Origin of the sequence: Streptomyces sp. 15-116A, assembly GCF_025290915.1 — a bacterium.
Taxonomy (GTDB): domain Bacteria; phylum Actinomycetota; class Actinomycetes; order Streptomycetales; family Streptomycetaceae; genus Streptomyces.
The window spans coordinates 1-2,415 of record NZ_JAOCQE010000482.1; the positions used below are offsets into that span (position 1 = coordinate 1).

3 protein-coding genes are annotated in these 2,415 nt (G+C 73.3%); all 3 read right to left on the reverse strand.

Annotated features, from left to right (window positions below; translation table 11 throughout):
• Nucleotides 1-1,448, reverse strand: a 1,448-nt coding sequence (locus N4P33_RS34635; protein WP_260830881.1) for a glutamate synthase subunit beta, incomplete at its 3' end; no start/stop codon positions are given.
• Between the two features lie 157 nt (nucleotides 1,449-1,605).
• The gene (locus N4P33_RS34640; RefSeq protein WP_260830882.1) at nucleotides 1,606-2,085 is read right to left on the reverse strand and encodes a DUF1772 domain-containing protein; all 480 of its coding nucleotides are present in this window, start codon (nucleotides 2,083-2,085) and stop codon (nucleotides 1,606-1,608) included.
• 162 nt (nucleotides 2,086-2,247) lie between these two features.
• A partial coding sequence (locus tag N4P33_RS34645; RefSeq protein ID WP_260830883.1) for a DUF2293 domain-containing protein occupies nucleotides 2,248-2,415 on the reverse strand: 168 nt, incomplete at its 5' end.

A 2,415-nucleotide genomic window follows, 5' to 3' on the forward strand; every position in this document is an offset into this window, starting at 1 on the left:
AGGCGGGTCGTGCCGCCGGTCAGGTGGCGGTCGACCGCCGCCGCCACCGCCCGGCCCTCGGCGATCGCCCACACGATCAGCGACTGGCCGCGCGCCGCGTCCCCCGCCGCGAACACGCCCGGCACGTTCGTGGCGAAGTCCGCGTCCCGGGCGATCGTGCCGCGCGGATCCAGCTCCAGGCCCAGCTGGGCGATCAGCCCGTCGCCCTGGTCGGGGCCGGAGAAGCCGAGGGCCAGCAGGACGAGATCGGCGGGCAGGGCCCGTTCGGTGCCCGGCACGGGCCGGCGTCCCGCGTCGACCTCCACCAGGTGCAGCCAGCGCACGTGCCCCTCCGCGTCACCGGTGAAGCGCAGCGTGGACGCCGCGAACAGCCGCGCGTCGGCATCCGCCAGCGGGGCCGTCCTCAGGTCACGTGCCTCCTCGTGCGCGGCGGACAACCGGTAGAGCTTCGGATATGTGGGCCAGGGCTCGTTCTCCTCGTCGCGTTCGGTGCCCGGCTGGGCGTAGATGTCGAGCTGGGTCACGGACGCGGCGCCCTCCCGCACCGCCGTGCCCAGGCAGTCCGCCCCGGTGTCCCCGCCGCCGACGATGACCACGTGCCGGCCGGCCGCCGACAGGGGCGACGCCTCCAGGTCGCCCTCGCACACCCGGTTGGCCAGCGGCAGATACTCCATCGCCTGGTGAACGCCGGTCAGCTCCCGTCCGGGCACGGGGAGTTCACGCCAGGCCGTCGCCCCCGTGGCGATCACCACCGCGTCGTACCGTGCCCGCAGCTCCGCCGCATCCACATCACGGCCGACCGCCGTCGACGTGCGGAACCTCGTGCCCTCGGCCCGCATCTGCTCGATCCGCCGCTCCAGATGCCGCTTCTCCATCTTGAACTCGGGGATGCCGTACCGCATCAGTCCGCCGACGCGGTCGTCCCGCTCGTACACGGCGACCGTGTGACCGGCCCGCGTCAGCTGCTGGGCCGCGGCCAGGCCGGTGGGACCCGAGCCGATCACCGCGACCGTCCGCCCCGAGAGCCGGTCCGGCGGGGCCGGGGGCGCGAACCCCTCCTCCCACGCCCGGTCCGCGATGGCGCACTCGACGTTCTTGATGGTGACCGCCGGCTGGTTGATGGCCAGCACACACCCGGCCTCACAGGGCGCCGGGCACAGCCGGCCGGTGAACTCCGGGAAGTTGTTCGTGGCGTGCAGCCGCTCCGCCGCGGCCCGCCAGTCCTCCCGTGAGACGAGGTCGTTCCACTCGGGGATCAGATTGCCCAGCGGACAGGCGTCGTGGCAGAACGGGATCCCGCAGTCCATGCAGCGGTCGGCCTGCTTGGCGATGATCGGCAGCAGTGCTCCGGGGACGTAGACCTCGTCCCAGTCCCGGACCCGCTCCTCGGCCGGCCGGCGCGGCCAGTCCTGGCGGGGCGTGGACAGGAAACCCTTGGGATCGGCCATGGCCGTCTTCCTTGCGTGCGCGGGTGACAGGCCGTGCGTCGTCGGGCGGCACTCTTCCGGCCACGATACGTCCCCGCCCGCGCACCCGCAGGGCGCGCGACAGCGCTTTCTCCCCCTTCGCGCTCCCCCCTTCGCGTCTCCTCCCGTACCGCCGTCCTCAGGTCAGGGCGAGCAGGTAGGCCAGCGCCGCCCCGGCCGCGGCGACCGTGCGTATGTGGTTCCACATCGTCCACTCGCGTACATAGGCCGGCCAGTACGCCGCCGCCTCCGGGGTGCCCGGCTCAAGCTTCGCCAGCGCGTCGTTGCGCGGCACGTTCGCGGCGATCGTGACCCCGAACGCACCGACCAGATACAGCGCGCTGCCCACCAGCAGCTCGACCGTGCCCCCGTCCGGCCACAGCACGAACGTCACCACGGCTATCACCGCGCACAGCACCGCCGAGCCGATGAACACCGCCATGAAGGCCGCCGTCACCGCCGCCCCGTTGATCGCCCGCATCGCGGCCACGCCCTGGGCCGGCGGCAGCGCGGCGAGCCCCTTCATCACGAAGGCCGAGAAGGCACAGAAGACCCCGGCCACCAGCCCGGTACCCAGCACTCCCAGCACCACGAGCACGAAGTACGGTCCGTCGTCGATCACGTCGTCATCTCCCACCCATCGGCCGGGCCGCCCGCCCCGGCAACCTCCGTCACCCCGAGTCAACTCCCCACATCCACACCGGACCATGGCCGAACCCCGCAGGCGCATACGCGAACGTCCAGGCGCCGAGGGCACGCCGGCCCACCGGCCGGGCTGACCTCACCCCGCGGAGTCGAGGCCCGCCGCCTCCCAGCTCCTGAGGACCGTCTCCACGGCCGCCGCGATCCTGCGGCGGGCCTCGTACCGGGGCACGCCGCTCATCAGCAGACGGTCGTACGGCGTGTCCAGATGGCGTACGGACGCCACGACCGCCGAGATCACCGCGCC